Source organism: Bacillus sp. EB V-12 (assembly GCF_056158125.1).
This window is the reverse complement of record NZ_JBUXJL010000055.1, coordinates 1-1,193: the sequence shown is the minus strand read 5'-3', so window position 1 is coordinate 1,193 and position 1,193 is coordinate 1. Positions and strand designations below refer to the sequence as shown.

Below are 1,193 nucleotides of genomic sequence, written 5' to 3'. Positions count from 1 at the left end.
TTTTACAAAGTATGGCATAAGAAAAAGAATATGAAAGTCATTAATACTCATAATAACCATGAAACAATGGGCCTTTATTTAACAGAAACATATCCTATCTTCGATTGTGTAAGGTACCTAAATGTTTAAAAGTTAAGCACACAGGTAATAACCATTAAAAAATAATGTGACTAACAGCAATAGGTTTACAGCGTTTCTTATTATTGTTAAAGGTTTTTGAATTTGACATAAAAGAAAGAGATTAATTTCTAATTCATAGTAAACTAGATAAAGAGTGGAATATAAAAATTAAAAACTAGAGAATGTATATAGAAGTAGGGTACTTGTTGCAATGCTAAAAACACTAGAGATTAGGATTTGCAAACCAGAGAGGAGTCATATATTATGATTACAGTTAACCGAGGGTATATGTACGATCCAGATGATAATGAAGTTCTAATTACTGAGATTTATTATGAAGCTGCTACAGAAACTAAATTAGGGAGTAAGATGGATAGCTTATCTTATTCAGTTCTTCCTAATAACATTAAAGAAGAAATAGAAGCAGTTACTTCATTATCCTATATGGAGAGCATTGAAATGTCACAGCAATTAGCTGCTGTATATCAGAATGAAATTAATAAGTATGGAAAACCGGAAAAATTGTACTTCGAGTACACAAATATGTAAGAAGAGAGAAGGCATTGAACGACCTAGTTCAATGTCTTTTTTTGAATAAATTCACAGAGATAGGAAAAATAGAAATAAGGTAAGTAACTTTTACTGTATTCATCTTAAGTTCATATATGCAGGTGAGTATTCAGTAACAGGAGTTAGTTTAGATTATAATCTAAGCGGGATTTGGTTTCTAAAGTAAATATATAAGGGGGCGTAAAGGAGGCATATTTTTATGTCTCCTTCTTTTATTATGAGGACATTTAAAACTATCCAATTCGCAATGTTTACAAATATTAAGCATTACATGTTACTGCTTACAAAGATTGAGCCAATATTAGAGGAACCACAACATGACTATAAGCTATTTCAATTTATGTGCAAGTTAGAGATCAATCAAATATATGAAGCATTTGAAGGCCAGAGGAATGATACTTATATAGATTCAAATGCCCATCCAGTATATATACATACACTTATTAAGCAGGCGAATTTACTTCAATATGTTATTTCCATTGTGCAGGAGGAAGGAGTTATCC

Annotated in this window: 2 protein-coding genes; both read left to right on the top strand. The window is 30.6% G+C overall.

Features of this window, described 5'->3' with window-relative positions:
- The first annotated feature begins 384 nt into the window (after positions 1 to 384).
- On the top strand, positions 385 to 669 hold the full coding sequence (locus tag ACZDYH_RS30355; RefSeq protein WP_474888047.1) for a hypothetical protein: 285 nt from the start codon (positions 385 to 387) through the stop codon (positions 667 to 669).
- A gap of 220 nt (positions 670 to 889) precedes the next feature.
- A partial coding sequence (locus ACZDYH_RS30350) for a hypothetical protein (protein ID WP_474888045.1) occupies positions 890 to 1,193 on the top strand: 304 nt, incomplete at its 3' end.

Excerpts from the sequence above, each read along its gene's own strand:
- ACZDYH_RS30355 (WP_474888047.1), top strand. The coding sequence starts at position 385 with ATGATTACAGTTAACCGAGGGTATATGTACGATCCAGATGATAATGAA.